Raw genomic sequence first — 1,226 nt, forward strand, 5'->3', positions numbered from 1 at the left:
ACAGAAATCCAATCCTAAAATTTATTTAGGACAGATGTGATTAGATATAAACTTTAAATTTGATTTTGACTGATCAGAATCCTGTAGATTTTTCCAGACTTATTGGGACCAAATAACAGTTTGGCAAAATGATAGGGAACTATTCTTAAAAGGGCTTTCTCGCAAAGGCTACATACCAGGAGGAGTGCGATAGGTCATGATTTCCGTACCATTAGACTTTTTCACAATCTCCTTTGTATTTCTAAGTATTAATGTATGACTTCCAAGTTTGCTATATGATACAAAGTCTCCATCCGGAGTTTGTTTGCATATAACAAACATATGCCAGCCACCATCTGCCGGAAGGGAGATAATAACCTTTTTCCCAGACTTCAATTCATTTTCTATCGTTTGAAAAAGGCTGTCCACAGGAAAGCTAGAATCTCGGGGTAAAACAAATTTTTGAGTAAAAGTAATACCGTATAATTCTTTATTGTCAAAATCCCGGAAAGAACCATCTGCTTTGTTTTGCCATTTAATTTGTAAGCCGTAAAAATCAAAATCCACCACTTTGTAATACTTTAAGATCATTTCGATAGCAGATGGAATGCAAGACATTTGAAAGAGTTGATTGTGGTTATTTATGACAGTATCAAAAAACTCAAAATTATCGTCTTTATGTGTTTGAGCGTTCGAATGAAAAACAAAAGATGTGGACATTAACACAACTAAACTTAAGAGAACTTTTTTCATAATTTAAATTACTTTTGATTGTAAGATAAGATAATACTTCACTACAAATGAGGTGCAATGCTGTACGTCATGATTTCTGTACCGTTAGACTTTTTCACAATTTCTTTTGTATTTCGAAATATCGTTGTATGGCTGCCGTACTTGCTGTAAGAAACAAATTCGCCATCCGGAGTTTGTTTATAGACGACAAAAATGGACCAACCTGTTTCCACCTGAAGTGCGATAATTACCTTTTTCCCAGATTTCAATTCATTCTCTATCGCTTGAAAAAGACTGTCCACCGGAAAACTTTCATCCCGTGGCAAATTAAATTTCTGGGAAAAAGTAATTCCGTATAATTCCTTTTTATCAAAGTCGCGAAAAGAACCATCCGTTTTATTTTGCCATTTAATTTGCAAGTCATAAAAATTAAAATCCACCACTTTGCAATACTTTAGCACCATTTCGATCGCCGAAGGGATACCTGAAGCCGGAAAGATTTGATTGTGGTTGTT

Annotated in this window: 2 protein-coding genes; both read right to left on the reverse strand. The window is 34.7% G+C overall.

The window, feature by feature from the left end:
- Nucleotides 1-168: 168 nt before the first annotated feature.
- Complete coding sequence (locus B2X72_RS11390; protein WP_145330731.1) at nt 169-732, reverse strand: hypothetical protein; 564 nt, start codon at nt 730-732, stop codon at nt 169-171.
- Between the two features lie 41 nt (nt 733-773).
- A partial coding sequence (locus B2X72_RS11395; protein ID WP_286849652.1) for a hypothetical protein occupies nt 774-1,226 on the reverse strand: 453 nt, incomplete at its 5' end.

Source organism: Sphingobacterium sp. UBA7253, from assembly GCF_002472745.1.
Classification (GTDB): Bacteria; Bacteroidota; Bacteroidia; order Sphingobacteriales; family Sphingobacteriaceae; genus Sphingobacterium; species Sphingobacterium siyangense.